Consider the following 26,470-nt stretch of genomic DNA (forward strand, 5'->3'; position numbering starts at 1 on the left):
GCGAGTGTAGCGATCGGGCGGGCGGAATTCCGCCCCGGCTGGTATCGCTCCCAGTGAATCGTCTCCCCACCAGGGCACGCACCGGGTGACACGCCGAAAGAGAGGCGACCGAGTAATGAGATACGTTGGCGATCATCGATATGACGGCTGCATCGTCGACGTATGACAGGCGTCTCGTCGTCCTCGCTGTTCCGCCGTCTCGGTCCGGGTCTGCTGGTCGCCGCCATGCTCTCGACGGCGGTGGTCGTGACCGTGGCAGGCATCGCGCCGGCGGCCGACGCCGGCACCGCCGCCCCCGCCGCGTACCCCGGGGTCGCCCCGGCGCCGCACGGCGGCGCAGTGCCCGCCGCCGAACCGACCGGGACCGCGCCACCGCCGCCCACCACGCCGCCCGGCACGCCGGGCACCTCACCCTTCCCGCCGAGCCCGCCCACCAACCTGACCGCCAGCGAGGTACGCACCGGATCGGTCACCCTCACCTGGACGGCCGCCAGGCCGGGCTGCTGCGCCATCGTCGGGTACGACATCACGTACTACCAGGCGTTCGACGACGTCATCTACAGCGCCAGCGTCGGGGCCGTCACCAGCACCACGATCACCTCGTACATCGGGCCGGGCAAGCAGTACTCGTTCCGGGTGGCGGCCCGGGACACCCTCGGGCACCGGTCGACGTCCACGGACGCGCTGACCGTGGTCACGCCGGTGACGGAGACCGGCGGGGACACCACCCCGCCGAGCGCCCCGCAGAACCTGACGGTCACCGAGGTGACCGCCTCGAACGGCACCCTGTCCTGGTCGCCGTCGACCGACAACGTCGGCGTGCTCGGGTACAACGTCTACCGCTTCGACGGCTGGTTCAGCTCGACGCTGATCGCCACCGTGCCGGGAACGACGTACACGACGTCGCTGCCCGCGTCCACGCCGCTGCAGAACCTGTACTACGTACGGGCCCGGGACGCGGTGGGCAACGTGTCGATCGCGTCCAACACGGTCACCCTGCCCACGACGTCCACGCCGTCGCCCCCGCCGCCCTCGACGTGCCGCGTGACCTACCGGAACCAGTCGGAGTGGCCGACCGGCTTCGTGGCGACGGTGACGGTCCAGAACACCCAGGCCGCACCGGTCGACGGTTGGATCGTCACCTTCACCTTCAGCGGAGACCAGCAGGTGACTTCGGCGTGGAACGCCACGGTCAGCCAGACCGGCTCCACCGTGACCGCCCGTAACGTCGACTGGAACCGTGTCCTGGCGCCGAACGGCTCGACGACCTTCGGCATCCAGGGGCGGTGGAGCGCCAGCGACGCGCCGCCGCTCGGCTTCACGCTGAACGGCGCCCAGTGCGCGGTGGGTTGAGCCCGCCCCCTTCCCGAGGAGTCCCGTGAGCACACCGCACCGTCGCCGTAGGTTCCTGGCCGGGGCTGTCCTGGCCGGCGTCCTCGTCGTCTCCACCACGCTCGGCGGCCTGACCGCGCCCGCCTCCGCCGCGAACACGCTCACCATGCGGGGCGCCGACGTCTCCTCGTTGCAGCGCAGCCTCGACCTGGGCGCGCGGTACTACGACGCCGGCGGCGTCGCCCGTGACCCACTGGACATCCTGAGGTCCGTCGGCGTGAACTACGTCCGACTGCGCGTCTGGAACAACCCAACCAGCGGCTACAACAACAAGAGCAGGGTGTTGGCCCAGGCCAGGGCGGCGAAGGCGAAGGGCCTCAAGGTGCTCATCGACTTCCACTACTCGGACACCTGGGCCGACCCCGGCAAGCAGTACAAGCCGGTCGCGTGGGCCGGCCACACCCTGAGCCAACTGGGCGCCGACGTATACAACTTCACCTACGACGTCTGCGCCGGCCTGCGGGGGCAGGGCACCCTGCCGGACAGCGTGCAGATCGGCAACGAGATCAATGTCGGAATGCTGTGGGACGAGGGCAAGGTCGTCAACAACGACTTCCGCCCGCTGGCCGGCCTGCTGAAGCAGGGCTACAACGCGACCAAGGCGTGCGGGGGCGGCATCCCGGTGATGATCCACACCGCCAACGCCGACAGCAACGCCAACGCCCGCTGGTTCTACGACGGCATCCGCGCCCAGGGCGTGCAGTGGGACATCACGGCCCTGTCCTACTACTGCATGTGGCACGGCAGCCTGGCGAACCTCTACAACAACATCGTCGACCTGCGCGGTCGCTACGGCAGGCCGGTGGTGATCGCGGAGACCGCGTACCCCTTCACGCGGAACAACGCGGACAGCGAGCCGAACGCCATCGGCGACGCGACGTGCGACGGCATCAGCGCGACCTGGTCGGGTCAGGCTCAGGAGTTCGACTGGGTGCAGAACACCGCCCGCAACGCCGGGGCCATCGGTGTCTTCTACTGGGAGCCGACCTGGTACGCCGTCAACGGCAACGGCTGGGACCCGGCGAACATCAACGGCACCGGAAACCAGTGGGACAACATGGCCGTCTTCGACTGGTCCGGGCGGGTGAACCCGAACGTACGCTGGACGCCCTGATCTTCGCGGGACGGACGACGCGCCCCCGCGCACCGTTACGACGATGAGCGGGGGCGCTGGCGTGCCGGTCGTCAGACGGCCGTCCGCGACCACTGCTGGTTGGCTCCGCTGTTGCAGGTGTACTGCTTGAGGACCACCCCGTCCGCGGTCGACGCGGCGGGCACGTCCACGCACTTGCCGCTGTGCCGGGCGCGAAGTTGGAAGTAGCTGCCGTTGGTGACCATCTGGAACTGCTGGTTGGCGCCGCTGCCGCAGGTGTACTGGATCAGCTCGGCGCCGTCGGCGGTCGAGGCGCTCGTCACGTCGAGGCACTTCCCGCTGTTGCGGCTGATGATGCGCCAGTAGCCGCTGCCGGCGTCCTGGAACTGCCACTGCTGCCAGGCGTTGCCGCCGTACGTGTACTGGCCGACGCGGGCGCCGTTGTTCGTGTTCGGTGACTGGACGTCCATGGCCTTGCCGCTGTGCCGCACGTCGACCCGGTAGAAGGTCCCCGTTGTCGGGGGAGGCGTCGTGGGGTCGCCGCCGCCGATGGTGTCGCCCCAGCCGTAGCGGATCCGGTCCGCGCCGGAGGTGTTGCGAACGGTGAGGTTGAGGTCGGTGCCGCCGCCGCTGAGCGCGTACATCGAGTACCAGTCGTAGCCGATGGTGCCGGGTTTGCCGCCCAGGGCGGGCCAGTAGGTGCCGCCCATCTGGTTGTCCCGCATGACCTGGGCCATGGCGCGGATGTACCGCACGAAGTTGTCGGTGCTGTTCGGGTCGGCGTAGTTGCGGCCGTCGTTCATGGGCGCGCCGAACTCGGTGGCGACCGCCCGGGAGGCGCAGTTGCCGAGGCGCGTCTGGATGTGGCCGCGGAACGCGTCGTACGTCATCGCGCCGTAGAAGAAGGCGTAGTAGTGGAAGGAGAGCAGCGTGGCGTTGAAGCGGCTGTCGTTACAGATGTCACGCAGGTCCTGGCTGAAGCCGGTGCCGCCGATGAGCACCCGGCCGGGCGGGGCCGAGTAGTGGTAGGTGAGCCAGTTGGCCGCGACGGTGCGCCACTCCGCCGAGCTGTAGCCGTGCGGCTCGTTCATCGGCTCGAAGTAGACGTTGGTGTTCGAGCCGTACGTGTTGGTCACCGTGGACCACATCGCGTTCCACGCGGCGAGGTTCGTGATCCTGCCGCCGGAGGCGGCGCCGTCCTCCCAGTAGGCGAGGATCACCTTGAACCCACGGGCGGTGGCGGCGTCGATGGCACCGCGATACGCCTCCCACCAGGCCGTCCCGACGGTGTGGGTGTTGATGGGCAGCCGGACGGTGTTGACACCCAGCGTGGACGCCATGTCGTCGTAGAGGGCGTTGGCCTTGGCGCGCACGGTGGCGTTGCTGTCGGACATGCTCAGGCCCTGTACGACGAGAGGGCCGGTGCTGAAGTTGTCGCCCAGCACGGCCCAGTTCATGCCCCGGAACTGGCTGGTGGCGGCAGCGGCCGGCCCGGGCCGGACCGCGATGCCGCCGACCATCGCCGTCAGCACGGCCACCAGGGCGACAAGCGTCCGTCGTAACAGGCGAGGATCGTGCGTCGAATCAGGTGCGCGGTCAGCGGGTGGTGTGACCATGATGCCTCCGAGGCGGTGGTGAATGTGTTAGCGCTAACACGAACCGCGGACATGATCGGTCGAATCGCGGCGTGATTGGCGTGCCGCGCGGGTGGACCCGGCCCCTCACCCTGACGCGGACAGCGTGTGTTCCGTGTGTTAAGCGCGTGTTGCAGCCAAGTGTTAGCGATCGCATGTGGAGTGTCAAGGCATCGACGTTTCTCACTGACGAGGTGGTCGGCCGCCTCGTCGCGGGGCAGCGGAGGGCGATCGGTCGATGACAGGATCGCTCGATGCGCGTTCTCTTCGACGGCCCGGCGCCGGTCGACTATGGGCAGATCTACGTGACGAGTCGCGAGCTGCCCGACATGGACCGGGCGTTCGCCGGGCAGGTCAACGGACTATGCGGGGCCGGACACCCGGGCGCGCTGTTCCTGATGACCGGCACCCACTCCGGACGGGTCCGGTTCCGGATCGAGCTGCACGACGCCGAGCCGCCGACCGCAGCCGCCGAGTGGGAGGACGTGGTGGAGGTGTCGCTCCAGCCGAGGGCCCCGGTGGTCGACCTGGTCCCGTGGGGCGATGGGGCGCTGGCCCACCTGCCGCTGACCTCGCAGGAGAGTGACGGTGGCCGGCTGCCGGCCTACCGCGTGCGGTACTGCGCGGCGGGCATGGACGAGGGGAGCGATCCGTTCGGCGGGCTCGACCCCGACGAGATCGACGAGGACGACCACACCTACCTGGACCGACGACCGGACCGCTACCTGCTCTGCTTCTGGCCGGAGGCCAGCGCGGCCGGCGACCCGGGTGACGGCGCTGTCCGTGCCGACGCGGTGCTGCGCCAGGGCAGCGGCAACGCGGCGTACTGGCACGGTTGGGCGCACGGGTTGCCGGCTCCGCTCACGCTGTGGGAACGGGTTGAGGCCGAGGTGCGCAGGCGGGCGGAGGAGGATCGCCGCAACGAGGAGTACCGGCGGCGCGAGGAGTTGCGGCGCTGGGGCGGGCGTCTGCCGAGCGAGCGACTCCGACAGGTACGCGGCAATATCCACGGCATGCTGTTGCTGGACCGGGACCTGGTCGACGGGGTGGCCGATGCCGACGCCGTCACCCAACGCGAGATCGCGGTCTGGGCGGCGCGGCAGGCGTGCGCCCTCGCGGGCATCGCGGATCTCGACTGGATGAGGCCCGCGTGGACGGCGCTGGAACGGGGTGGACCGCTGCCCGCCGATTTCACCGACACGACGGCGCTCAGGACACGCATCCAGGGCAGGGCGACCGTCACGATCGCCGTCGCCTCGCTGCGCCGCGGGGATGCCGCGCCGACCGACCTGCTGCGCGCGGCGCTCGACGGCCCGGTGGACCCGGTCGCGATGGCCCTGCCGGCCCTCGTGGCCGCCGGCGAGTCGGATCCGTTGCAGGCCGCCCTGGAGGCGCTGTGGGCGGCGGTCGGCACCTACGCTTCCCGCCGGGACGAGTTCCTGGCGGCCGTACGGCGGGCGTTCCCGATCGTCGACCAGACGCAGGCGCGCTGACCCGCTCGTCCTCAGGTGACGGGACCTGGTTCGGCACAATCGACGACGAGCGGGCCACGGCGTCCCAGCGCCCACACGGTGAGCGCCAGACAGCCCAGGCCCGCTCCCGCGATCGCGACCGCTGACCAGCCGCCCGCCGACCAGAGCGTGCTCGCGGCGGCGGAACCGGCGGCGGCGCCGATGAAGTTGGCGGTCGCCAGAGCCGTGTTGAGCCGGCTGCGCGCCTCGTGCGCGAGGGCGAACAACCGTGCACGGTTGAGCAGGGCCTGCGTCTGGAAGGCGACGTCGACCACGACGGCCACGGTGATGAGAAGCACGAGGGACCGGCCGCCGAACGCCGCGACGACGAACGCCCCCAGGGCCAGGGCCCAGGCCGCCCCGGTGGCCGGAAGTGACCAGCCGCGGTCGTGCAGACGACCACCGCGCAGGCCGGAGAGGACACCGGCGAGTCCGACCAGCCCGAACATCCCGATCACCGCCGGCGGATAGTGGAACGGTGGACCGCTGAGCAGGAACGTCAGCGCCGTCCAGAAGAGCGAGAAGGCGGCGAAGCCGGCGGCGGCCAGGACCAGCGTCCACCGGACCGCCCGCTCCCGCCGGACCATCGCCGCGACCGAGAACAGCAGCCGTGGGTACGGGATGCGTGCTCGCGGTGGCAGCGGCGGCATCGCGCGGTGGAGCAGGACCGCGAGCAGGGCGGCGACGACCGCGGCGAGGGCGTAGGTCGCACGCCAACCGGCAGCGCCGGCGACGAGTCCGCTGATCGTGCGGGAGGCCAGGATGCCCGTGAGGGTCCCCGAGCCGACGACACCGACGATCCGACCACGGTCGGCGTCGCCGGCCAGGTCCCCGGCGAGCGGCGTGAGGATCTGCCCGGAGATCGTCGTGACGCCCAGCACGCCGAGCGCGACCAGGAGCACGCCGATCGACGGCGCCAGCGCGCACAGCATTAGCGCGGCGGCGGAGGCCAGGAACATCAGCGGGACGAAGCGGCGGCGGTCCAGGACGTCGCCGAGCGGTACGAGCAGCAGGACGCCGACGGCGTACCCGATCTGCGTCGCGGTGACGAGCCAGCCGGCCGTGGACGTCGGCGCGTCCAGGTCGTCGGCGATGACGCCGAGCAGCGGCTGCGCCCAGTACAGGTTGGCGACGGCCGCGCCGGCCGCCAGCGCGAGCAGGAACGTCAGCGGGCGGCTCAGGTGCGGGGGCGGTGCCGGGCGAGGCGCGGCCACCCCACCACGCTAAGGGCGTGTGTCAAAGCCCCTTGCCGGCCGAGGGCCCCTGGTCGATCAGCGGTCCGCGCCGTAGTTCGCGTAGCACGCCGTGCCGGCGCGCGGCCCACGCCAGCCGCCGCACGCTCGGGTGCCGGACGAACAGCGCCGCCGCCCGGCGGATCATGCCGAACCGGTGGTCGCTGAGCTGGTTCTCCATCGCCTGCCAGATCAGCTCACGCACGTTGGCGCTGTCCAGCGCCGCCCGGACCGCACGCCGTACCCCGGGATCCTCGGCGGCCGAGGCGATGGCGGCGGCGAGGCCCGGTCGGTCGGCGAGCGGTTCCACCGCCGCCGCCACGAGCGGCCGGCGCACCTCGTCCCGTTCCAGCAGCAGCAACACCGCCTCCCGGATCTCGACCGTCTCCAGGCCGGAGCGCAGCAGGTCCACCAGGCTGCGGTCGACCGCACCGTCGTGATCCGGCACGGCCAGCGTGCCGAGCAGCACGGACACCTCGTCGAGGTCGATGAGGTGTCGCAGCCCGTCGCGGAACTCCGGCAGCCCCCAAGCCACCTGGACGGCCTTCAGGAGATCGCGGTTCATGCGCCATCCGCTACCCGAAAGCCACTGCGGCCGAAACGTCCGCGACCCCACGTCCGCCGCGACCCGGGCCGATGCAGGCACTATCGTTCTGGGGTGCGCATCCGCTTCGACGTACCCGCCGACCACGCCTACCCCGCTCGGGTGGCGGCCACCCTCGCCGGTGTCCGACTGCGTCGGTTCAGCTACATCGGCGCGGTGCTGGTGGCGGTCGGGGCGGTCGGCCTGGTGTTCTCGCGCGGGCTGGGCTGGGGTGAGCGCGCGTCCCCGCTGTGGCTGACGTTGGTGCTCGCGGGCGTGCTGTCGATGCTCTACCTGCCCTGGGTACGCTCGCGGGCCCGCCGCCGCTCGGGTGACTACGCCGTCGAGGGCGCGTACGAGATCACCGACGACAACATCATGATGCGCAGCGGCTCGGAGTCCGGCGGTATCGCCTGGGACGGGGTCGCGCGGGTGGGGGACAACCCGGACTTCTGGATCGTGTTCGTCGGCCGGATGCCGGCGACCGTGATCCCCCGGTGGCTGATGTCCGCCGAGGACGCCGAGACGTTGCGCGCCTTCATGGCCGACCGGGGCCTCCTGGGCCCGCGTCCCTGACGGCTACGGGTCGGTTCTTCGGCTGGGCGAGGAAGCGCAGGTACTCCGCCCGGTCGAACGGGTTGCCGTCGGTGCGGGCCCGGCGCGGCGGCTCGCCGGACACCGGTCGGTCGCCGCCGGGCGTCGACGACCACAGCCCCTCCCCGCTGGACAGGTCGGGCAGACGCCGCTGCGCCTGGAGTTCGAGCCGCGCCGGCAGCACGCCACTGATCCGCCAGCCGGCGGCGACGTCGTCGGTGCCGTCGACCCGGGCGCCGAGCCGGCCCAGGTACGACGTGACCGGGCCGAGCCGGTCGGCCGGCACCTCCACCTCGAAGCGGCGGCACGGCTCGAAGACCCGGGTGCCGGCCTCGGCGAGCGCCTGCATGAGGACGTACGGGGCGAGGTCCCGGAAGTGCCCGGCGGTCGTGATCGGCGACCAGTAGCCGCTGTGGGTGAGGATGATCCGGATATCGGTGACCGGCCAACCGCGACAGCCCTGGTCGAGGGCGGCGCGGGCGGCCTCCTCGATGGCCGCGTGGAACGACAGCGGCAGCGAGCCCAGCTCGACCTCCCGCCGGTAGTCCACGCCGACGCCGGGCTCGACCCGGAACCCGACCGTCCCGAAGAAGCCGTGTCCGATAATCTCCACGGCGGTGCCCGTGCCGGTCGGCCGCTCCACGTGCATGAGCCGTCCCGGCCCGAACTCCGCCTGGACCCCGTACGTCTCGGCCAGCGTGGCGCTCAGCACCTCGCGCTGCACCTCGCCGTAGAGCAGCACGCTCGTGCCGCCCTCGGGGGCCACCCGGGTCCGCAGGAACGGGTCGGTGTCCGCGATGTCCAGCAGCGCGGCGTGCAGCGCCAGCGTCTGGGACGAGTCGCGGGGTCGCACCACCGCCTCCAGGGTCGGCGCGGGGAAGTACGACCGCCCGTCGAGGCCGGCCGGGCTGCCGAGCTGGTCGCCGAGGCGTACCTCGGTCAGGCCGCCGACCCGGGCGATGTGGCCGGCGGTCAGCGCGGCCTGGTCGGTGGCCGCGCCGACCACGTCGAGCCGCGTGATCCGCCCGTGCGTCGTGGTGGTCCGGCCGTCCGACTCCCGGCGGTACGCGGTGACCCGCTCCCGCGCCCGGAACTGCCCGCCGTACGAGCGCAGGTAGGCCACGCGTTCGCCGGAGGGCTCGCGCTCAATGGCGAACACCCGCGCTCGCGGGTCGGGTTCGCCCGGGGGCGCGGGCGGAAGCACTGCCGCGATGGCGTCCAGCAGCTCCGGTACGCCGGCCCCGGACAGCGCCGAGCCGAACAGCAGCGGGTACGCCTGCCCCGCCGCGACCTGTGCCCGCAGGGCCTCGTCGACGCTGTCGGCGTCGGGCGGCCGGTCGTCGACGAGGGCGGCCAGTAGTTCGTCGTCGTGTTCGGCGAGAACCTCGGCGAGGCTGTGGTCGTACCCCCGATGGCGCGGCCGGTAGGTGGCGTCGGGGGTGCCGGGCGCGCGGACCGTGCCCAGCGGGACGACGGTGGGCGCGAGGAGCCGGCGCGTGTCCGCGACCAGCTCGTCGACGCGGGCGCCGACCCGGTCGATCTTGTTGACGAAGATCAGGGTGGGCAGCCGGAGCGACCGGAGGATGCGCATGATCCGGCGGCTGTGCGGCTGGACGCCCTCGACGGCCGACAGCACCAGCACGGCCGCGTCGAGCACCCCGAGCGCGCGTTCGACCTCGGCCACGAAGTCGCTGTGCCCGGGGGTGTCGAGCAGGTTGACCTGGCGGTCGCGCACGGTGAACGAGGCGACGGCGCTGCGGATGGTGATGCCCCGCCGACGCTCGATCGCTCCGGTGTCGGTCTGGGTGGTGCCCGCGTCGACGCTGCCGAGCCGGTCGATGACCCCGGTGGCGTGGAGCAGGCGTTCGGTCAGGCTGGTCTTACCGGCGTCGACGTGGGCGACGATGCCAAGGTTGATGGTCTGCACAGGCGCTCTGGTCCTCGAAAGCTCGCGTCCGGATGGGCGGGGTTTCGAGTCCTCGCATCGCCGTGCTCCCGTCTGCTGGTGGTGCCGGGCCGTGCGGGCCCGGTCCTTCTCCGGCCAGGCTGGCACGGCCGCCGGCGTCGGGCCACCGATTTACGCGCGCTTGATTAGATAGTGGTCTGTCAATACATTGGGAGCGGGCGTCACTGCGTTCCGGGTAACAACCCGAAGCGGTGACTGACAGCTTCACCTCGAGCCGGGCACGTCGGTCGTACGCATCGACCACTCGCTGTGGCGCATCGCCGCGCCGTACCCGGCGTGTCGCCGTGTCCGCCCCGGACGCGCGCTGCCGCGCCGGTCTCCCGCTTGATGGCAGAAGGACTTCCCATGACCATTCTCCGCGCCCGCCCCGCCCCGACCCTCGCGGTCGTCGCCGCGTTGGCCGCCGCCGTGACCGCGACCGGCACGGCCCTGCTCGTCGCGCCGGCCGCGGCCGCCCAGGGCTGCCGGGTCGACTACACGCCCAACCAGTGGCCCGGCGGTTTCACCGCCAGCGTCAAGGTCAGCCCGGGCGACACCGCCGTCTCCACCTGGACCGTCACCTGGACGTACGCCGGGAACGAGCGCGTCACGAGCGGCTGGAACGCCACGGTCAGCCAGTCCGGATCGACGGTGACCGCCCGCAACATGTCGTACAACGGAAGCATTCCGGCCGGTGGCGTCACCGAGTTCGGCGTGCAGGGCACGTACGGCACCAGCGGTGGAGCGCCGACCGGCTTCAGCCTGAACGGCGTACCGTGCAACGGCGTCGCGCCGACGACGCCCCCGCCGACGACGCCGCCGCCGACGACGCCGCCGCCGACGACGCCGCCGCCGACGACGCCGCCGCCGACGACGCCGCCTCCCACGACGCCGCCGCCGACCACGCCCCCGCCCACGACGCCCCCGCCGACGACGCCGCCGCCGGTCGGCTGTGCCGGAGCGGTGCTCTGCGACGGCTTCGAGAACCAGACCGGTTCGACACCGTCCGGCGACTGGGCCGTCGTGAGCCCGGACTGCTCCGGCGCCGGAACCGCCACCATCGACACGACCACCACGCACAGCGGCAGCCGAGCCGTGCGGATCAACGGGGCGGCCGGGTACTGCAACCACGTCTTCATCAGGTCGACGAAGAACCTCGGCAGCGTGGGCAGCGTCCGCTACGGCCGGATCTGGGTCCGGCACACCACCGCCCAGCCCACCGACCACACCACGATGATGGCGATGACCGACGCCGCCGACGGTAACCGGGACCTGCGGATGGGCGGCCAGAACGGCGCCCTGCAGTGGAACCGCGCCTCCGACGACGCGACCCTGCCGGAGCAGAGCCCGGCCGGGGTGGCACAGAGCGTGCCGCTGCCCACCAACCGGTGGACCTGCCTGGAGTTCATGGTGGACGGCTCGTCCGGTCAGCTCCGCACCTGGCTGGACGGCGCCGCCGTCGCGGGGCTGACCGCGGACGGCGTACCCACGCACGACATCGACGGGCAGTGGTACAACCGCACCTGGCGACCGCAGCTCACCGACCTGAAGCTGGGCTGGGAGAGCTACGGCAACGGGTCCGACACCCTCTGGTACGACGACGTCGCGGTCGGAGCCAGTCGGATCGGCTGCTGACCACCGGAGGTGGGATCGGGGGTGTGGCACGGTCGACGTGCCGCACCCCCGGCCGTCCCCGCGCCCACCGCTGGTCGGTGCCGGAACGGCCCACCTGGTGGAGGCTGGCCGACCGGCGCGACGATAGCCTGCTGTCATGGCGAGCGCCGAACTCCAGGAGCTGATCGTCGTGGACGCCGAGGCGCTGCGCGGGTGGCTGTCCGCCAACCACGCCACGTCGCCGGGCGTCTGGCTGGCCCTGACCAAGAAGGGCGGCACGGTCACGACGCTGACCTGGCAGCAGGCGGTCGACGAGGCGCTCTGTTACGGCTGGATCGACGGGCAGGCCCGCAAGCGGGACGAGGAGTCCTCCTGGATCCGGTTCACCCCCCGCCGTCCGCGCAGTATCTGGTCACAACGCAACGTCGCGCACGTGGCGCGGCTGGAGGCCGAGGGGCGGATGACGCCCGCCGGCCGGGCCGCGGTGGAGGCCGCCAAGTCCGACGGGCGGTGGGCGGCCGCGTACGCTCCGCCATCGGAAGCCGAGGTGCCGGCCGACCTGCTCGCCGCCATCGCCGCCGATCCCGCCGCCCAGGCCATGTTCGACGTGCTCACCAAGACCAACCGGTTCTCTCTCATCCACCGCGTCAACGCGGTCAAGCGGGTTGAGACCCGCGAGCGGAAGATCGCCGAGTTCGTCGCCATGCTCGCCCGCCACGAGACCCCGTACCCGCAGAAGGCCAGGCCGTCGAGCCCTCCGTCGTCGTGACCCGGGGGAGCGTCAAGTAGCCGTCCACTGGGTCCGGTCATCCTTGCCGGGTCCGAGTCACCCCCGAACGAAGGACAGCGGAAACCTCGTGTCCAGCCTCGCCCTGGTCGTAGCGGTCGGTGTCGCGATCCTGGTCGGTACGGGCGCGGCCCGTCGGCTCCGGATCGCTCCGCCGGTGCTGCTGCTGATCGCCGGTGTCCTCCTCGGCTTCGCCCCCGCGCTGCGCGGGGTGCACCTGCCGCCCGAGGCAGTCCTGTTGGTGTTCCTTCCGGTGCTGCTCTACTGGGAGGCGTTCTCCTCCTCACTGCGCGAGATGCGCCGGAACCTGCGGGTCATCGTGCTGCTGAGCACCCTGCTCGTGGTGGCGACGGCGGCCGGTGTGGCGGTCGCCGCGCACGCGCTCGGGCTCGGCTGGGGAGCGGCATGGGTGCTGGGCGCCGCCGTCGCGCCGACCGACGCGACGGCGGTCGGCGTCCTGGGCCGGATGCTGCCCCGTCGTATCGCGACCACGTTGCGCGCGGAGAGCCTGGTCAACGACGGTACGGCGCTGGTGATCTACACGCTCGCGGTCGGGATCACCCTGGGCGAGGAGCACCTGAGCGTCGGTCGGGTCGCCGGGTTGTTCGCCTTCTCGTACCTCGGTGGCATCGCGTCCGGCGCGGTCGTGACGTTCCTCGTCCTGCAGATCCGTCGCCGGCTGACCGACCCCTTCCAGCACAATCTGCTCGCGCTGCTGACACCCCTGACCGCCTACCTGATCGCGGAGGCGGCCGAGGTGTCCGGCGTCCTCGCGGCCGTGGTCAGCGGACTGTGGGTGGGCCGGGCCTCGCCACGCCTGTTCCCTGGTAACGCGCGCCGGCAGGTCCACACCGTCATGGAGTTCGTGACCATGCTGGCGAACGCCGCGCTGTTCGTCCTGGTGGGGCTGGAGGCGCAGTCGGCGGTGCGCGGGCTGGACCACACCGGTCTGGCACACGGCATGCTCGTCGCGCTCGTGGTCTGCGCGGTCATCGTCGCGGTGCGCTTCGGCTGGCTCTTCACCAGCCCGTACGTGATCCGGGCGATCGACCGGCGACCGCAGCAGCGGGAACGACGACTGAGCGGGCGTCCCCGGGCGCTCATGTCGGCGGCCGGGTTCCGGGGCGCCGTGTCGATGGCGGCGGCGCTGGCCGTACCGCACACGCTTCCCTCCGGAGCGGAGTTCCCGGACCGTGACCTCATCGTCTTCGTCACGGCTGTCGTGATCGCCGTGACCCTGCTGGTGCAGGCGCCGCTGATGCCCCGGGTGACGCGCTGGGCCGGGCTGGGCGCCGACTCCGAGGCCGAGCGGGAACGCCGGCAGGCCGAGATCACGTCCATGGACCGGGCGTTGGAGTCCCTGCCCACGATGGCCGCCGAGCTGGGCACGAGCGACGACGTGCACGAGCAGCTGCGCACGGAGTACGACCGCCGGCTGCGGGTGCTGCGCGACGGTGACGCCCCCGCCGGCCCGGACGAGGCCGCGGCCGACTACGAGAAGCAGTACGCCGACCTGCACCTCGCGGTCATCGACCACCGCCACGAGACCGTCGTGCGCATGCGCGACGCGGGCGAGATTGACGACGAGGTGCTTCGCCGGGTCCAGGACGGACTCGACCTCGAACAGGTCCACATGACCCAGCGCCGCGACAACGACAACCGCTAGGCCGGATCTTCAAAGGTTGGAGCAGCGCGGCGATGGTGACGGTGGCCTGGAACGAGGCCGCGATCAACACGGTCGGGGCCGGTCGCTGAGCGGCGGCGGTATTGCTGATGAGCGTGATGCCTGTGAGTCATCTAGATGACTCACAGGCATCACGCTCATCAGGGTGCTGTCGCCGTCAGTCGCACGGGCCCTGGTCGCTCGACCCGGATCGCGGCCATGACGTGGGTGAAGCGGGTGCAGTCGTTGACACACGGACTAAGGCCCGTCCACGCGGGCGGCGATGTCCCGCAGGGCGGCGATGTGGCCGCTCAGGGCCGACCGCCCGGCCACGGAGAGGTTGATCCACGTGCGGGGTCGCTTGCCCACGTAGCCCTTGCGCACCTCGACGTAACCGCGGTCGCTCAGGTTCGAGATCCGCTTGGAAAGGGCGGAATCGCTCAGGTCCATGGCGTCGCGGACGAACGCGAACTCGGCCCACTCGGTCCCCGCCAGCAGCGCCAGGATGGCCAGCCGGGTGGGATCGAGCAGGACCGGGTCCAGCTTCGGGTCGGCCGCCACGGTCAGGCCGGGCGGGTGAGGACGCGGCGCTGCCACCACGGCCCGGCGGCGGCCAGCAGGACACCACCCACCAGGCCGAACCACGCCCAGAGGTGCGGGACGTCCAGGGCGGTGGCGAAGGCCGCGCCACCGATCAGGAGGGCCAGCACCAGGGCCGACCACAGCAGGCTCGACGTGTCGGGGGTGGCCCGGGGACGCACCGGACGCCGCAGCAGCGCCGCTCCCCATCGGGTGTTGGCCGCCATCGAGGCGAGCAGAAGCAGGATGACGATGGTGGTGCCGTAGGTGCGCACGAAGTCCGGATAACGGTCGGCCACGATCCCGTACGCCGCGACGAGGATTCCGGCCGCGAGCCAGGTCCAGCGTGACCGGCTGGCGGCCGCCGCCGTCTGGTCCCGGCGCCGGTCGACGTCCTCGAGAGCTCGCCGTGCCTCTTCTGGGGTCGGGGTGGTGCTCATCGCGCAACTCCTTGAGCTAGGGAAAGTACTTGCTCGTACGGAAAGTTAACACTCACTTTCCGTACGAGCAAGTTGTTGCCGAACCGGTCACCACGCTGCCGCGCCGACCGGCGTACGACCCGCCCGACAGCGCCGCGGACTCACTCCGGGAGCTGGTAGAGGCGGTAGCGGGTGACGGTGTCGAAGCCGATCTGCCGGTACACCGGCTCGCCCTCACTGCTCGCCTGGAGAGTGGCGATCCGCAGTCCGGCCGCGCGGGTGATGCGCAGCGCCTCGCGGGTGAGGGCGGTCGCGATGCCCTTGCGACGGTGGTCGGGGTGGGTGGCGATGCAGTACAGAGCGCCGACGTCGGTGCCGAGCGACAGGGTGCACGTGCCCACGGTGCGGCCGTCCACGATGCCGGCGAGGCGGATCACGTCCGGATAGGCGAAGGACAGTTCCCGGTCGACGACGAGCCCGAGGTCGCCGGGGACGCCGAGCGGCCCGGCGTACGCCTCGACGTACTCGCGCATCTCGGCCGGCGTGGCGGCGACCTGGATCCGCAGGTCGCTGGGGCCCTCGACCTCGGCCAGCGTGGTCACGTCCACCGCCATGACGGGCATGTCGGAGATCTGGGTCGCGCCGCGCGCGAGCAGTCCCTCGGCGGTGCCCTCGTCGCTGTCCGCACCCACCCACCAGCCCCAGACCGAGCCGGTCAGGTGCTTCCTCGCCTCCGTGATCGCGTCGTCGAGCTGCCGCCCGCGTACGCGCAGGACACCGTTGAGAAGCGGGTGCGGGATGTCGGTGCGATAGGTCGGCAGGTCGGTGTCGGGCTGGCCGCCGGCCCAACCGCACCAGTACGTGCGGTTCGCGGCGAGCTGTGGTTCCAGGTCGTGGATGGAGTACGTGGTCATACCCTCAGGACATGGCTCGGCGGGGGAAAGTTCGATTCCGCCGCGGATTCTCTAGAACCGGGGCGGCCGTGGGGTGTGCAGAAGGCGCACTTCGCGCACCAGGCCCTCTTTCTCCCTCAGCAACCAGGTCCCCCCGGGCGGGCAGTGGTGCGGATCCTCCGGCGGGTTGATGAAGGCGTTCTCCCAGATCGTGACGCCGGACCCGGCGAGCACTCCGGTGATCCTGGCAGCGACGCCGGACTCGTAGTCCTGCCGCATGACGGCGAAGACCGGTTCCCGACCGGTCGTCCGGATGCCGCTCGGCCACCAGAAGGTCATGTCCTCGGCCCAGCGGGCGGCCACCTTGTTCAGCCTGGCGCCGTCCGGTACCGCCGACAGGATGGTCGCCGCCTCCTGCTGTCGTTCGGCGCGCAGCGCCACGGTCTCGCCGTGCCGCTCGTCGTGCACACGGGGGAGGACCTCGGCCAACTGCCGGCGTGCCTCGCTCAGGCGACTACGGACAGTGCCGACCGGCGTACCGCAGAGGTCGGCGATCTGCTCGTACGAGTTGTTGTTGGTGAAGTACCGCAGCAACGCCACCGTCTGCGCGGCCGGCGACAACTGCTGGATCGCGTGCCAGACCCAGTCCCGCATGGCGCTGCGCTCGATGCGGGCGACCGGGTCGTCCAGCTCCGAGGCGAGCAGATTCTCGCCGGCCACCCCGACCGGAACGGGGATGCGGGCGCGGAGCATCGTCCGGCAGTTGTTGCGCACGATGGCGTGTAGCCAGGACCGCGCGGCGCCGGGGTCGCGCAGCTCACCGATGCGGCTGAACGCCGTGATCGCCGCATCCTGGCAGGCGTCCTCGGCGTCGGGCCGGGAGCCCAACAGACGGTGTGCCACCGCGAGCATGCCGGCGTAGTGGCGGTCGAGAAGCAGCGCGAAGCTGGCCGGATCGCCCTGCTGGGCGCTCCGGACCTGCTCGACCATGTCGTCGGCCGACACGTGCGTCGAGGTCGGGAGAAGCATCCGGGAACGCTAGCTCGCCGGTGGGAAAAATCCATTAAGAGGATCGAACTTTCGTCTCGCCGGCGACGTCTGCTGAACATGGGTTACGAGACAGGACCTCGCCTCCGCAGGGCCGAGCCGGTCGGTGCGTGCCGCCTTCGACCCCGGTGTCGGCTTCCCCGCGCCCGGGATTGTCGGATCCTGCGGCGAACTGTCCGATCCAGTCGTCGTCAAGTAGACCTCCACTCGGTGGACGCAGCGTGATCAACGTGACGGACGATGTCGGCTCCGGTCGGACAGCGGAACCGGCGTCGCAGGGGGGACCGCGCCTGCAGATCATGGGCCCGCTGCGGGTCTGGCGCGGTGCGGCCGAACTCGACGCGGGCCCGCGCCAGCAACGCCGCCTCCTGGCGGTCCTGCTGGCCCGGCAGGGGCGTCCCACCACCACCAGCGATCTGATGGATCTCGTCTGGGGTCCAGATTCGCCGGCCAGCGCCGTGAACCTGATCCACAAGTACGTCGCGGCGCTGCGCCGCCTGCTCGAACCCGACCTGCCCGCGCGGGCCGTCGGCTCGTACCTGTTGCGGCACGGCAACGGGTACCTCTTCGTGGCCGAGCCGGAGACGCTCGACCTCGTCGCGTTCCGCCGCGACGTCTCGGCGGCCAAGTCCAGCCTGGCGCAGGACCGCCCGGACCAGGCGTTGGAGCAGTATCTCGACGCGCTGGGGCGCTGCCACGGTTCGTCCGGTGACGGGCTTCTCGACAGCGCCGCCGCCGCGGCGGTCTGCGCGGGCATCGACGGCGAGTTCTTCGACGCCGCGATCGCCGCCGCCGCGGTGGCCGTACGGCTGCGTCAGCCCGCCCGGGTCCTGACGCCGCTGCGGCTCGCGGCGACGATGGGTGAGCTCAACGAACCGGTCCACGCGAGCCTCGTGACGACCCTCGCCGCGGCGGGGCAGCAGGCGGAGGCGTTGGCCGTGTACGGCGTCATCCGGACGCGCCTCGACGAGGAGTTGGGCATCGATCCCGGCTACCACCTACAGGACGCCCATCGGCGGGCCCTCACCCAGACGGCGCTGACACCCGCCGAGGACGCGGACCCCGTGGTGGCCCGTCCGGCACCGCTGGTCCGCCCGGCGCAGCTCCCGCCGGACCCGCCCTTCTTCGTGGGCCGCGAATCCGAACTGCTGATCCTGGGCGACCTGACCACGGGGATGCGGACCGCCGGGCGGACCAGTCCACTGGTGATCGCGATGGACGGCATGGGTGGAGTGGGCACCTCGACGCTCGCCACGCACTTCGCCCACCGGGTGGCCGACGAGTTCGCCGACGGGCAGCTCTACCTCGACCTGCGGGGGCACCTCTGCGCGGGGGAGCGCCTGTCGGCCGACGACGCCGTACGCTCGCTGCTGCACATGGTGGGCGTGCCCGCCTCCGACGTGCCCGACACGTTCGACGCGCGGATCGGCACGTACCGCAGCATGACGGCCGGTAAGCAGATGCTCTTCCTGCTGGACAACGCCCACGACGCCGCCCAGGTGCGCCCGCTGCTGCCGAACTCGGCACGGAGTCTCGTGATCGTCACCAGCCGGCGGGCCCTCGTCGGCCTCGCGGCCTTCGACGGCGCGCACCTGCTCCGGGTCGACCCGCCCGACCTGCCGACGGCCCGTCGACTGCTCGAACGTCGTCTCGCCGGCCTGCCAGGCCGGTCGACCGACGACGGGGAGGGGGCCGGCACGGCCGACGAGGTCATCGAGCTGTGTGGTCGGCTTCCGCTGGCGCTGGCCATCCTGGCGGCCCGGATCGCCGCTCGTCCGGGCCTGTCGCTCGCCACCATCGCCGCCGAGCTGCGCGACAGCGCCCACCGGCTCGAGGCGTTCGCGGCCAGCCGCGGGTTGGTCGATCCCCGGACGGCCTTCTCGTGGTCCTATCGGCAGCTCAGTCCGGAGGCCGCCCGGCTGTTCCGACTGCTGTCGGCCGCCCCGCTGCCCGGTGTCACGGCCGAGGCCTGCGTGAGCCTCGCCGACCGCGGCCCGGACACCACGCGTGCCCTGCTCGCCGAGCTGATCGACGCGGCGCTGGTGAGCGAGCACGAGGACGGCAGACTCACGTCGCACGTGCTGGTCAAGGCGTACGCCGAGGAGCTGTGGGAGGCCGAGGAGCCGGCGGCGGAACGACAGGCGGCGCTCAGCCGCCTGCTGCAGCATTATCTGCACAGCAGCTACCAGGCGCAGCTTGCGTTGAACCCGAACCGTTCGCCGATCGAGCCGGCGCCGCCGCTGCCCGGTGTCGTCGTCGAACGGCCGGACACGCACGACGAAGCGATCGCCTGGTTCGACCGCCAGCGGGAGGTGCTCACGGAGGTGGTGCGCCTCGCCGCCGACGTCGGGTACGGCATCGTGCCGTGGCAGCTCGCCATCTCGATGCAGCAGTACCTGCAGTGGGCCGGACGCTTCCAGGACTGGGAGGACGTCATGCGCAACGCGCTACGTGCCGCGCGGGCACGCCACGACGTCGTCGGGGAAGCGCACGTCCTGCGCAGCCTGGCGGGCGCCCGGTACTTTCTCGGAGCCCACGAGGAGGCGCTCGGCCTGCTCGGCGAGGCCGCACCGACCTACCAGGACCGGGGCATGCGTCTGGAACAGGCGTTGGTGCACAACAACTGCCACCAGGTGCTCAGCGTGCTGGGCCGACACGACCGCGCGCTCACGCACAGCACGCAGGCGCTGGCGTTGTTCCGGCTGCTCGGCCACCGGCAGGGCGAGATCTGCAGCCTGCTGCGGATGGGACGGTCGTTGACCGCCCTGGGGCAGGTCGCTGAGTCGATCCAGGTGCTCCGGGAGGCGCTCGACCTCAACCAGCGGGCGGGGCGTGCGCACGAGGAGAGCGCGATTCGCGCCGCCGTCGCGGACAACCTGGTCGAGACCGGCCGGGTCGCGGAGGCGGTGACGGAGCTGGAACTCGCGGCGAGCACGGCGCGGCGCGTGGGGAACCGGCCGTCGCAGTTCGCCGCGCTGCGGCAGATGGCCGACGTGCTCATCGCCGTCGGTGACCTGCCCGGTTCCCGCCGGGCGTTCGAACAGGCGCGCACGCTGCTGCGGGAGTTTCCCGACGGCGGCACCGAGGGGATGCGTGCCTCGGTCACCCGACTGGCCCAGAAACTGGCGTGAGCGGGCGGTTTGTCGTGGCCCGCCCGGGGAAGCCGGGTCCCGTTGTCGAGGGCTGGCGCCACTGCGGCGACCAGCGCGGATGGGAGTACGCGTGAAGGCCGTCGTTTTCCACGGAATCGGTGACATTCGGGTCGACGACGTGCCCGAGCCCCGCATCGAACAACCCACGGACGCGATCGTCCGGGTCACCACAGCGGCGATCTGCGGCACCGACCTGCACTTCGTCCGCGGCACCATGCCCGGGATGTCGCCGGGCAAGATCCTCGGCCACGAGGGCGTCGGGGTGGTCGAGGAGGTGGGCTCGCAGATCCACAACTTCCGACCGGGTGACCGGGTGGTGATCTCGGCGGTGCTGGGCTGCGGGTCCTGCTGGTACTGCCGCCGGGGCCTCTTCGCGCAGTGCGACAACGCGAACCCGCTCGGACCGCGGACCGGTACGGCCTCGCCCGGCTCACCCGATATGCAGGGTCCGTTCAACGGCTTGCAGGCGGAGTACGCGCGCGTGCCCTTCGCGCACACCAACCTGATCTCCCTGGGCGAGAACGTCACCGAGTCGCAGGCCATTACGCTGTCCGACATCTACCCGACCGGCTACTTCGGAGCGGTCCTCGCCGATGCCGACGACGGCAAGGTGGTGACGGTCTGGGGTTGCGGTCCGGTGGGTCAGTTCGCCATCCTCTCCGCGTACCAGCGTGGCGCGTCCCGGGTGATCGCGATCGACGGGCACGCCGACCGGCTGGAGCATGCCCGTGGCCGTGGCGCCGAGGTGATCAACTTCAACGAGGTGGACCCGGTCGACGCCATCATGGAATTGACGAACGGTATCGGCGCCGACTGCGCCATCGACGCCGTCGGAGTGGACAGTGAGAGCGCCAAGTCGGGACCTGCGGCGGGCAAGGACGCCGAGCGCAACGCCGAGGAACAACGCGGGATCTCCCCGAACCTCGACAGTCAGGGCCAGGATGGGCACTGGAAGCCGGGTGACGCGCCGAGCCAGGCGCAGACCTGGGCGGTCGACAGCCTGGCCAAGGTCGGCACGCTGGGCATCGTGGGTGTCTATCCGCCCGGCGACCGGTACTTCCCCATCGGTGTGGCCATGGGACGCAACCTGACCATCCGCGCCGGCAACGGCAACCATCCCCGGTACATCCCCAGGCTGGCGGCCATGGTCGCCGCCGGTCAGGTCCGTCCGGAGGATGTCGTGACGGAGCACGAACCGCTGACCGACGCCGTTGGGGCGTACCGGGAGTTCGACCTGCGCAGCCCCGGCTGGCTGAAGGTGGCCCTCGGCACCACCTGAGTTCCTCGGGGCCGACTGCGGCAGCACCCGCCCTGAACCGATTCCGGACCTGTTCCGTGTGAGGGGCGAACGGTTTCCGGACCTCCTGGGAGCCGGGTGACTGCTGGAGATTTCCGATGATGCGCAACCACGTGACACCCCTCATCGCCGCGCTGGCCGTCGGCGCGGTGACGCTCACGGCGTGCGGCCCGAGCCAGGTGCCACCCGGCCCAGCGCGGGCCGCCGACCTGAGCGGCAGCCCGGCGGCATCACCACAGGGCGGGGCCGGTGTCGCCGACCTCGCCCTCACGTCCGGCACCGCGAAGTCCAACAACGCGGCTCAGGGCACCGGTGACTGGGCGGTACCCAACGGCGGGGTGGCGACCGGGGCCGCCCGCGAGTCGGCGCAGCGCTGGGTCCAGCTGACCGTGGGCCGGGCGGGCAAACTCGACCCGGTCGTCGTCAACGGCGCGGGACTGACCCTGTACCGGTTCGACAAGGACAGCAACAACCCGCCGACGTCGAACTGCGACGGTGACTGCGCCACCACCTGGCCGCCGGTCACGGTGACGCCGGGCGGCAAGATCTTCGTCGCGGGGGTCAAGGCGGAGGCCGTCGGTACGGTCCGGCGCTCGGACGGCAGCCGGCAGGTCACCATCGGCGGCTGGCCGGCCTACCGCTTCGCCAAGGACACCAAGCCCGGCGAGACCAAGGGGCAGGGTGTCGGGGGGACCTGGTTCGGCGTGACCCCGACCGGCGGCAAGGCCGGCGCGTCCGGTGGCGAGCAGCCCGGCGCGGAGTCGCCGGCCCCGCCGGCCACCAGCGCCGTCTTCTTCGACGACACCAACTTCGGCGACGGCGCTGGCTCGCAGGGGGTCGCCGGCACCGGCTGCCGGAACCTGAGCCGCCCGGGTGTCTCCTCCTCGGTGGCGGCGCCCGGCTCGCTCAAGCTCTGGGCGGGCCCGGACTGCACCGGCCGCTCGAAGGTGATCAACGGGGACGTCGCGGATCTGGCGACCGTCGACTTCGACAACGCGGTCGTCTCGGTGCGCCTGGGCTGATCCCGGCGGTGCGGCTCGCGCCGGCCCGGCCACTGGCCGGGCCGGCGCGTTGCTGTCTGTCGCTGCTGGTGGTATGCCCTACAGCGTCGCGCTGACGTACACCGTGCCGTCGGTCGTCTCCACCCGGACACTGCCGATCTGGGCCTCGTCGATCAGGGCACTGCCGTCCAGGGTGACGCCCTCGGCGGCCCCGCGCTCCGACACCAGCCAACTGCCCGCCAGTACCGTGCTGCCGTCCTTGCCGACGACCAGCAGGCGACAACGCTGGCCCTGCGGGATGCCGGACACCGTGGCGTTGAGGCGTACCCAGCCGGGGGCCGGCTGGACGGCGACGGCGAGACGAGCGCCGGTGCGCGGATCGGCGGCGCTGGCGGAGCGGACCGCCCGGTCGGCCGGGACGCTCGGGCTCGGCGGCGGCGCGGTGGCGTCCGTCGTCGTGTCGCCCCGGGGAACGAGGAAGGCGCCGCCGAGGACGGCCGAGGCGACGACCGCCGCGGCGACCCCGGTCACGGCGTGACGGCGGCGGCGCTCGTCGGCGGCCTCGCCGCGGATCTGCCGCAGGGTGCGCTGCAACAGCAGGTCGCCGTCCTCCGGCGGGCCGTCGAGCAGCATCACGTCGGGTACGTTCTCGAGCGCGTCCGTCCACGTCCGCAGCGATTCGACCTCGGCCCGGCACTGCGCACAACCCGCCAGGTGCTCCTCGGCTCGGCGGGCCGAGGACTCGTCGAGCGCGCCCAGCAGGTAACCGCCGACGTCGAAGTGGTCGGCGTGGGGCGATGAGCTGTCGGATGTCATGAGGCAGGCCGTTCCACCCCGGCGCGACGCTCGGCGAGATCGCGGAGGGCTCGGAGTGCGTAGTAGGAGCGGGACTTCACGGTGCCCGGCGGGATCCCGAGGACCTGGGCGGCTTCCGCGACTGTACTCCCGCGCAGGTAGACCTGCTCGAGCACCTGTCGGTGTTCGATCGAGAGGCGATTGAGGGCGTCCGTCACGACGATCGAGTTGACCACCTGGTCGGCGTGGTCACGCTCGACCGCGGATTCCGTCGGGCCGTCGGGCACCTCGGGTGGCCGCGCGTTCCGGGCGCGGACGGTGTCGGTCACGATGTTGCGGACGACCGTCAACAGCCAACCCCGTACCGAGCCCTTGCCGTTGACCAGACTGTCGGGGTGACGCCACGCGCGTACCAGCGCTTCCTGGACGACGTCCTCCGCGGCCGCGCGGTCGCGGGTCAACTGTGTCGCGTAAGCGAGCATCGCGCGTCCGTGCTCCTCGAATATGGACCGGACCAGTGCCTCGCCTGCCACTTCGCGCCGACGAACAGGTCCTGATCCCGCCATTGCTACCACCCTTTTGCCGACCCTCACGTCTCCGGCGTGCCCGCCGGTTGTCTACGGGGCCTCAGGATGCACGTCCTGTTAGTACCGTTAGTTGATCAATAAAAGATTTGTCTACTGACCCACGTCGAGACCGATTCGAGACGTCAACCGTCGCCGATGCGTTTCCGGCGGCACCACCCCGCTGGGGCGCAGACGTCACGTCCGAGCCCCAGCGGGGTGGTGCGTCACGGGGCGGTCGGTGACGGCTCGCCCTCGACGGCGACGTCCCGCAGCGCATCCGCGAACAGGCGCATGGAGCGAGGCCCGCCCGGATTCAGCAGGACGTCGACGCCGTCCGGGAGCAGCGTCAGCAGATCACCCAGGTCGACCTGCCGCCACTCGGCGGCGTCGACCCGGGCCTGGTCCACCACCCCGGTCGCGACGAGCACACACGGCACGTCGTCGGGCGCCGGTGCCACGATGACCTCACCCTCGCTGTCCAGCGCGACGTCCACGAGGCTGTCCCGCAGCGCCAGGAGCACCACGTCGACCCCCGCGCGGCCGGAAGCGACCAACTGCGCGGCGGCGTCCACCGGGCTGGTGGGCGCCCCCGGGTCCTCCGGCCGGTACAGCGGATTCGCGGTGAAGCGGCCCACGGTGCCGTCGGGCTCCACCAGCCAGCCACCGACGATCGCCTCCACCGGGGGCACGTCGGTCGCGTCCGCCGCACCCTCGTCGGGCGCGCTCCAGCGCGCGTCCGTCAGCAGCATCCAGTTTCGCTGCCGGTCACCGTTGTCGTTCTCGTTCATCACTTTGCCCCCTTGCCCTTCGGCTTGAGCTCTGCAAATTCGCCGCCGTTCTGCACCGCCAACGTCGCGATGGGCCGGCCCGGGCTGGTCACCAGACCGTCCACGTCCACGCCCTCGGTGGTGACGACCACCTCGTTCGCCGCGAAGATCTTTCGCCGGTTGCCGAGAGCAGCCATGGCGTCGGCGAAGTCCTGCCCCGCAGAGCCGGAAGCGTTGGCGAAGTTGCAGGAGATCAGGGCGATGGACCTCTTCGAATTGGGATCGAAGAGTTCGTTGTGGTGCAGAACCTTCGCGAACTCTCCACCCGGGACGTGCAGCAGCTTGCCGTTCGCCAGGCGTACGGCGGCACCGTTCGGGTTGCCGTGCGCGATGACCAGGGTGGGATCGTTTCTCAGGCCGGCCCAGGGCGGGGGAAGGAACTCGTTGCCCGCGAAGCCGGTGTCGGTACCGGGCAGTTTGCGGACCGCCTTCGTCCCCGGGTCGGCGGCCGTCCCGCCGATGTTCCGGCCGAATGCGAGGTTGGCGTCGGTCCGGGCCCAGCTGGTGAAGTTGTCGTTGTCGGTGGCCCTGCTCGGGAAGAGCACGCCGACCAGCTTGCCGTTGTTGTCCACCAGCGGGGTCGACTCGACGTCCGAGGCGTGGAACGTCTTGAGGTGGCCCTTGCTGTTCTGGCCGATGATCAGGGTCGGGTCGTTGGCCTGCTTCTTCTTGGCGGCCTTGAGGTCCCGGTTGAACCGCAGGTCGAACAGCTTCATGTCGATCTTGTTGAACACGCCCTTGATGACCTTGCCGAGGCCGACCTCGGTGACGTTCGCGTCGATTCCGCGCCCCGGCGCCGCGCCGGCGCCCGGCACGCTGCGGCTGCCGCCGGTGACCTCCTTGGTGCTGTTCCTGATGCCGTCCGCGACGCTGCCGGGGCGAATCTTGCCGGCGAACTTGTTGGCGAACTTGAGGACCCGGCTGACGATGCGTCCGCCGGGTACGAGGCCGAGGGCGAGTCCGCCGGCGGCGAGGGCGATCTCGGCGGGGTCGCCGCCGAGGGCTGCGGCGGCGAGGTCGATGGCGCCGGAGAGGAAGCCGATCGCCGAACCGAGGGGTGGGAAGATGAACGAGGCGACCACGGAGAGCACGTCCAGGATGGTGGTGATCCACTCGATGACGGTGCTCTGCAGGAAGTCGATGAACGCGTTGAACGCTTCGACGATCTTGTCCCAGAGGGATCGTTGTGGTGCGTCCTTGGCGAGTTGACGCAGGGTGTCGGCGGCGGTGCGGGCGGCCTGGTCGCGTAGGGCGGTGGCCTGGCCGAGGAGCGACTTCGCGCCATCGAGTGCCTGTTGGGCGTCGGCGGCGCGGTTCTTGGCGGCGGTCGCGTCGTCGGTGGCCTGTTCCTTGGCGTCCGGAGTGGTCGTGGTGTCGGCGTTCATGACGAGGAGCGCGGCCGCCGCGCTGACGGCCGCCGCCTGGGCGGCGCTCTGGTCCCCGGCCGCCTGTCGGGCCTGGTCGAGGGCGCGCAGGGACATGGTCTGCGCCTCTTCCAGCGAGGGCAGGTACCGCAGGTACGCGTCGGCGGCGCTGGCGTAGGAGTTCGCCATCCCGTCCAGGCGTCCCGGCAGTTTGCCGATCAGGTCGCGGAAGGCGTCCATGGCCTTGCCCTGACCGACGTCGATCTGGCTGCCGGACGCGAGCAGGTCGTGCGCCTCCTGGGTGGTTCTGGCCAGCTCCTGGTACGCCCTGGTGATCTCCTCGAAGGACTCCGGATCACCCGGCACGGGATCTGAGTCGAGCTGCAACACGGACCACTCGGCGTCGCCCGGACGCGTCATGACGAACCTCCCCATCGCATCGTCAGGCCGGCGCCCGAGCCATCCGCCGGGAGCCGAGTCGC

At 71.5% G+C, this 26,470-nt stretch carries 22 protein-coding genes; 10 read left to right on the top strand and 12 right to left on the bottom strand.

Annotated features, from left to right (window positions below; all coding sequences use genetic code 11):
• The first annotated feature begins 162 nt into the window (after positions 1-162).
• Together ACQP03_RS10540 and ACQP03_RS10545 are read left to right on the top strand one after the other, a co-directional pair.
• The gene (locus ACQP03_RS10540) at positions 163-1,353 is read left to right on the top strand and encodes a cellulose binding domain-containing protein (RefSeq protein WP_363660928.1); all 1,191 of its coding nucleotides are present in this window, start codon (positions 163-165) and stop codon (positions 1,351-1,353) included.
• Positions 1,354-1,378: 25 nt separating this feature from the next.
• Positions 1,379-2,506, top strand: coding sequence for a glycoside hydrolase family 53 protein (locus tag ACQP03_RS10545; protein ID WP_357120649.1), 1,128 nt, complete (start codon positions 1,379-1,381; stop codon positions 2,504-2,506).
• A gap of 71 nt (positions 2,507-2,577) precedes the next feature.
• Here the strand turns inward: ACQP03_RS10545 and ACQP03_RS10550 are convergent, their stop codons facing one another.
• Complete coding sequence (locus ACQP03_RS10550; RefSeq protein WP_357120646.1) at positions 2,578-4,101, bottom strand: RICIN domain-containing protein; 1,524 nt, start codon at positions 4,099-4,101, stop codon at positions 2,578-2,580.
• Between the two features lie 272 nt (positions 4,102-4,373).
• Here ACQP03_RS10550 and ACQP03_RS10555 point away from each other — a divergent pair, with 272 nt between their 5' ends.
• Positions 4,374-5,612 carry a hypothetical protein gene (locus ACQP03_RS10555; protein WP_357171463.1) on the top strand — a complete coding sequence of 413 codons (1,239 nt, stop codon included), beginning with the start codon at positions 4,374-4,376 and terminating at the stop codon, positions 5,610-5,612.
• Between the two features lie 11 nt (positions 5,613-5,623).
• Here the strand turns inward: ACQP03_RS10555 and ACQP03_RS10560 are convergent, their stop codons facing one another.
• Together ACQP03_RS10560 and ACQP03_RS10565 are read right to left on the bottom strand one after the other, a co-directional pair.
• The gene (locus ACQP03_RS10560; protein WP_357120642.1) at positions 5,624-6,844 is read right to left on the bottom strand and encodes an MFS transporter; all 1,221 of its coding nucleotides are present in this window, start codon (positions 6,842-6,844) and stop codon (positions 5,624-5,626) included.
• Between the two features lie 22 nt (positions 6,845-6,866).
• Positions 6,867-7,427: a hypothetical protein gene (locus ACQP03_RS10565; RefSeq protein ID WP_357120639.1), complete on the bottom strand. Its 561-nt coding sequence runs from the start codon at positions 7,425-7,427 to the stop codon at positions 6,867-6,869.
• Between the two features lie 93 nt (positions 7,428-7,520).
• Between ACQP03_RS10565 and ACQP03_RS10570 the strand changes: the two genes are divergently transcribed.
• Positions 7,521-8,021, top strand: coding sequence for a YcxB family protein (locus ACQP03_RS10570; protein ID WP_357120636.1), 501 nt, complete (start codon positions 7,521-7,523; stop codon positions 8,019-8,021).
• On the opposite strand, the gene ACQP03_RS10575 is transcribed toward ACQP03_RS10570, so the two are convergent.
• Entirely contained in the window at positions 7,984-9,966 is a 1,983-nt protein-coding gene (locus ACQP03_RS10575) for a GTP-binding protein (protein ID WP_357396917.1), read from the bottom strand. The genes ACQP03_RS10570 and ACQP03_RS10575 overlap by 38 nt on opposite strands.
• A gap of 384 nt (positions 9,967-10,350) precedes the next feature.
• Here ACQP03_RS10575 and ACQP03_RS10580 point away from each other — a divergent pair, with 384 nt between their 5' ends.
• The 3 genes from ACQP03_RS10580 (at position 10,351) to ACQP03_RS10590 (ending at position 14,051) form a co-directional block, all read left to right on the top strand.
• Positions 10,351-11,619, top strand: a complete 1,269-nt coding sequence (locus ACQP03_RS10580) for a cellulose-binding domain-containing protein (protein WP_357396920.1) — start codon at positions 10,351-10,353, stop codon at positions 11,617-11,619.
• A 136-nt stretch (positions 11,620-11,755) separates the two neighbouring features.
• A complete protein-coding gene (locus ACQP03_RS10585; protein ID WP_357120627.1) occupies positions 11,756-12,367 on the top strand; it encodes a YdeI/OmpD-associated family protein in 612 nt (203 codons plus the stop codon).
• 88 nt (positions 12,368-12,455) lie between these two features.
• A complete protein-coding gene (locus ACQP03_RS10590; protein ID WP_357120624.1) occupies positions 12,456-14,051 on the top strand; it encodes a Na+/H+ antiporter in 1,596 nt (531 codons plus the stop codon).
• Between the two features lie 255 nt (positions 14,052-14,306).
• On the opposite strand, the gene ACQP03_RS10595 is transcribed toward ACQP03_RS10590, so the two are convergent.
• The 4 genes from ACQP03_RS10595 to ACQP03_RS10610 all read right to left on the bottom strand — a co-directional run bounded on the left by ACQP03_RS10595 (position 14,307) and on the right by ACQP03_RS10610 (position 16,968).
• Complete coding sequence (locus tag ACQP03_RS10595) at positions 14,307-14,609, bottom strand: winged helix-turn-helix domain-containing protein (RefSeq protein ID WP_357120621.1); 303 nt, start codon at positions 14,607-14,609, stop codon at positions 14,307-14,309.
• 2 nt (positions 14,610-14,611) lie between these two features.
• On the bottom strand, positions 14,612-15,067 hold the full coding sequence (locus ACQP03_RS10600) for a hypothetical protein (protein WP_357120618.1): 456 nt from the start codon (positions 15,065-15,067) through the stop codon (positions 14,612-14,614).
• A gap of 140 nt (positions 15,068-15,207) precedes the next feature.
• Entirely contained in the window at positions 15,208-15,960 is a 753-nt protein-coding gene (locus ACQP03_RS10605) for a GNAT family N-acetyltransferase (protein WP_357171470.1), read from the bottom strand.
• Positions 15,961-16,011: 51 nt separating this feature from the next.
• A complete protein-coding gene (locus ACQP03_RS10610; RefSeq protein ID WP_363661505.1) occupies positions 16,012-16,968 on the bottom strand; it encodes an RNA polymerase sigma factor in 957 nt (318 codons plus the stop codon).
• A gap of 248 nt (positions 16,969-17,216) precedes the next feature.
• On the opposite strand from ACQP03_RS10610, the gene ACQP03_RS10615 reads away from it, so the two are divergent.
• From ACQP03_RS10615 to ACQP03_RS10625, 3 genes are all read left to right on the top strand, one after another.
• The gene (locus tag ACQP03_RS10615) at positions 17,217-20,117 is read left to right on the top strand and encodes an AfsR/SARP family transcriptional regulator (protein ID WP_363661504.1); all 2,901 of its coding nucleotides are present in this window, start codon (positions 17,217-17,219) and stop codon (positions 20,115-20,117) included.
• 91 nt (positions 20,118-20,208) lie between these two features.
• Positions 20,209-21,417, top strand: coding sequence for an alcohol dehydrogenase catalytic domain-containing protein (locus tag ACQP03_RS10620; RefSeq protein ID WP_363661503.1), 1,209 nt, complete (start codon positions 20,209-20,211; stop codon positions 21,415-21,417).
• 116 nt (positions 21,418-21,533) lie between these two features.
• The gene (locus ACQP03_RS10625) at positions 21,534-22,457 is read left to right on the top strand and encodes a hypothetical protein (RefSeq protein ID WP_357171472.1); all 924 of its coding nucleotides are present in this window, start codon (positions 21,534-21,536) and stop codon (positions 22,455-22,457) included.
• A gap of 78 nt (positions 22,458-22,535) precedes the next feature.
• On the opposite strand, the gene ACQP03_RS10630 is transcribed toward ACQP03_RS10625, so the two are convergent.
• From ACQP03_RS10630 to ACQP03_RS10645, 4 genes are all read right to left on the bottom strand, one after another.
• Entirely contained in the window at positions 22,536-23,252 is a 717-nt protein-coding gene (locus ACQP03_RS10630; RefSeq protein WP_363661502.1) for an anti-sigma factor family protein, read from the bottom strand.
• Positions 23,249-23,713, bottom strand: coding sequence for a sigma-70 family RNA polymerase sigma factor (locus ACQP03_RS10635; RefSeq protein WP_433460838.1), 465 nt, complete (start codon positions 23,711-23,713; stop codon positions 23,249-23,251). The genes ACQP03_RS10630 and ACQP03_RS10635 overlap by 4 nt, the downstream gene beginning before the upstream one ends.
• A 308-nt stretch (positions 23,714-24,021) precedes the next feature.
• Entirely contained in the window at positions 24,022-24,585 is a 564-nt protein-coding gene (locus ACQP03_RS10640; protein ID WP_357120598.1) for a type VII secretion system-associated protein, read from the bottom strand.
• Positions 24,585-26,408 carry a putative T7SS-secreted protein gene (locus ACQP03_RS10645; RefSeq protein WP_357120595.1) on the bottom strand — a complete coding sequence of 608 codons (1,824 nt, stop codon included), beginning with the start codon at positions 26,406-26,408 and terminating at the stop codon, positions 24,585-24,587. Before ACQP03_RS10645 ends, ACQP03_RS10640 begins: the two co-directional genes overlap by 1 nt.
• Positions 26,409-26,470: the final 62 nt, after the last annotated feature.

This window comes from Micromonospora sp. CA-248212, assembly GCF_050948405.1.
In the GTDB taxonomy this organism is placed as follows: Bacteria; Actinomycetota; Actinomycetes; order Mycobacteriales; family Micromonosporaceae; genus Micromonospora.